General features: G+C 64.4%; 2 protein-coding genes and 1 pseudogene. All 3 read right to left on the bottom strand.

The window, feature by feature from the left end; all coding sequences use genetic code 11:
• Window positions 1-239: pseudogene (locus tag E1J61_RS36560) on the bottom strand (3,4-dihydroxyphenylacetate 2,3-dioxygenase); the annotation flags it as partial.
• A gap of 2 nt (window positions 240-241) precedes the next feature.
• Window positions 242-1,711 (bottom strand): 5-carboxymethyl-2-hydroxymuconate semialdehyde dehydrogenase, encoded by a 1,470-nt coding sequence (gene hpaE, locus E1J61_RS36555; protein WP_133098618.1) that lies wholly within the window; start codon window positions 1,709-1,711, stop codon window positions 242-244.
• A gap of 24 nt (window positions 1,712-1,735) precedes the next feature.
• On the bottom strand, window positions 1,736-2,371 hold a 636-nt coding region (locus E1J61_RS36550; RefSeq protein WP_133098617.1), incomplete at its 5' end, for a fumarylacetoacetate hydrolase family protein.

The raw sequence follows: 2,371 nt of genomic DNA, 5'->3' as shown, positions 1-2,371 counted from the left end.
TCATTGCTGGTGTAGCAGCCCGAGAACTGCGGCCCGCAGTTGATGTGGTACTCGCTGTTGACCAGCCAGTGCACATCGAACACGACGATCGTATCGACCCCCAGCTCGCGGCAGCGCCGGCCGATCTCCTTGTGTCCATCGATGGCTGCCTGGCGGCAGCCCTTGTTCGGCCCGTCCAGCTCACTCAGGTACATCGACGGTACGTGCGTGATCTTCGCGGCCAGCGCCAGCTTGCCCATGTTTAGACTCCCCAATGCGGAATGTGATGGCTGCCCAGCGACACCGCCACGTTCTTCGGCTCGCAGAACACTTCATAGCTCCAGGTTCCGCCTTCACGGCCCGTGCCCGAGGCCTTGGTGCCGCCGAACGGCTGGCGCAGGTCGCGCACGTTCTGGCTGTTCACGAAGCACATGCCGGCTTCCACCGATGCAGCCACGCGATGCGCCCGGCCGATGTTCTCGGTCCACACGTAGCTCGACAGGCCATACTGGATGTCGTTGGCCAGCTCGATCGCATGGGCTTCGTCGCGGAACGGGATCAGGCAGGCAACCGGCCCGAAGATTTCTTCCTGGGCGATGCGCATGCGGTTGTCGACATCGGCGAACACGGTCGGCCAGACGAAATTGCCTGCCTTGACACGGTCCGAAAGCTCCGGCGCGTACGACGGACGGTCCAGCCCGCCGCACACCAGCGTCGCGCCCTCCTTCGGGCCCAACTCGATGTAGCTGCGCACCTTGGCCAGGTGTCCCTGACTGATCATCGGACCCACGATGGTCTTCTCGTCCAGCGGATCGCCCACCGCGATGCGCTTGGCGCGCTCGGCAAATCGCTGTACGAAATCGGCATAGATGCTCTGCTGCACCAGGATGCGGCTGCCCGCGGTGCAGCGCTCGCCGTTGTTCGAGAAAATCATGAATACGGCCGCGTCCAGCGCTCGGTCCAGGTCCGCGTCGTCAAAGATCACGAACGGGCTCTTGCCGCCCAGCTCCATGCTGAACTTCTTCAGACCCGCCGCCTGCACGATGCGGTTGCCGGTCGCCGTGGAGCCGGTAAACGAGATCGCACGCACGTCGGGATGCGACACCAGCGGCTCGCCCGCGTCTTGGCCATAGCCATGGACCACATTCAGCACCCCGGCGGGGATGCCGGCTTCGAGCGCCAGTTCGCCCAGACGCGCGGCCGTCAAGGGCGACAGCTCGCTCATCTTGAGCACGGCCGTGTTGCCGAAGGCCAGGCACGGCGCAACCTTCCACGTCGCCGTCATGAATGGTACGTTCCACGGGCTGATCAGCGCGCAGACGCCCACCGGGTGGAACAGTGTGTAGTTCAGGTGCGTCGGCGTCGGATAGGTATGGCCATCCACGCGCGTGCACATCTCGGCGAAGTAGTAGAAGTTGTCGGCCGCGCGCGGCACCAGTTGCTTGCCGGTCTGCGAAATCGTCTGGCCGCAATCATTGGTCTCGGTCTGCGACAGCTCCGGCACGTTCGCCGCGATCAGGTCGCCGAGCTTGCGCACCAGACGCGCACGCTCCGTCGCCGGCAGGCCGGCCCACTTCGGAAAGGCTTCCTTGGCGGCGGCGACCGCCGCTTGCACCTCGGTCTCGCCGCCGGCGGCCACCTCGGCCAGCACTTCCTGCGTGGCCGGATTGAGCGTTTCGAAGTAGTTGCTGCTCTCGACGGCCTTGCCGTCGATCAGATGTTGGATACGCACAGTGAATTCCTTGTTGCTCAAGCCTTATCGGCCAAACACGGCATCGCCGACGATGGTGCTACGCAGGGCACCGATGCCCTCGATCTCGCACACCACCTCGTCACCTTCATTGACATTGACCACGCCGTCCGGCGTTCCCGTCAGAATCACGTCCCCCGGCAACAGCGTCATGAAGCTGCTCAGGTACTCGATCAGCGCCGGGATGTCATTGATCATGTCGGCGGTCGAACCACGCTGCGTCACCTCACCGTTGACCAGCGTGCGCAGTGGCAGCACATGCGGATCCGGCACGTCGGCCGCGTCGACGAACCACGGGCCCAGCACCGTGCAGGTGTCACGGTTCTTGACGCGCAGATTCGGGCGGTACCAGTTCTCCAGGTAGTCGCGGATCGCGTAGTCGTTGCACACCGTGTAGCCGGCAACGTGCGCCATCGCGTCTGCGGCCTTCACGCCCTTGGCCGGCTTGCCGATCACCACCGCCAGTTCGCACTCGTAGTGCATGAAGGTGGCGTCCTTCGGCCGGCGCGTCTGCGCGTTGTGGCCAATCAGCGTGCCCGGTCCCTTGAGGAACACCAGCGGCTCGTCCTTGGCCGTGACGGTCAGTTCCTTCGACAGCTCCCTGACGTGATCCGCATAGTTCAGGCCCAGGGCGATGATGGT

The sequence above is a fragment of the Cupriavidus sp. L7L genome, from assembly GCF_004353535.1.
Classification (GTDB): Bacteria; Pseudomonadota; Gammaproteobacteria; order Burkholderiales; family Burkholderiaceae; genus Cupriavidus; species Cupriavidus oxalaticus_A.
The sequence above is the reverse complement of the archived record's forward strand: the minus strand, read 5'-3'. Positions and strand labels throughout refer to the sequence as shown.